At 54.0% G+C, this 372-nt stretch carries 1 rRNA gene; it reads left to right on the plus strand.

The annotated features are described in order from the left end of the window. Window positions 1-285: 285 nt before the first annotated feature. Window positions 286-372, plus strand: a 5S ribosomal RNA gene (rrf, locus tag MKZ79_RS21185); the annotation flags it as partial.

Genomic DNA, 372 nt, shown 5'->3' on the forward strand with positions numbered 1-372 from the left:
AAGCGCAGCGATGCGTTGAGCTAACCGGTACTAATGACCCGTGAGGCTTAACCTTACAACGCCAGAAGCGTTCTGGCGCGTGTTGAGAGACAACACAACGATATTCAGCTTGTTAACGGATAAAGATTTTAGCTTGTTCTGCGGACGATGGTCCGAAGGATTTTGCGCTGAGACAAGGCGGCAAGTGCAGTAAGGGAAGGAGCATACTTCAGGTATGTGACTGAGCTTACCAGCGCAGGCAACGCGGTATCAGTGCAAAAGACACAGGACGGCACAACGAATTTGCCTGGCGGCTGTAGCGCGGTGGTCCCACCTGACCCCATGCCGAACTCAGAAGTGAAACGCCGTAGCGCCGATGGTAGTGTGGGGCCT

This window comes from Erwinia sp. CGal63 (assembly GCF_037026505.1).
GTDB lineage: Bacteria > Pseudomonadota > Gammaproteobacteria > Enterobacterales > Enterobacteriaceae > Erwinia.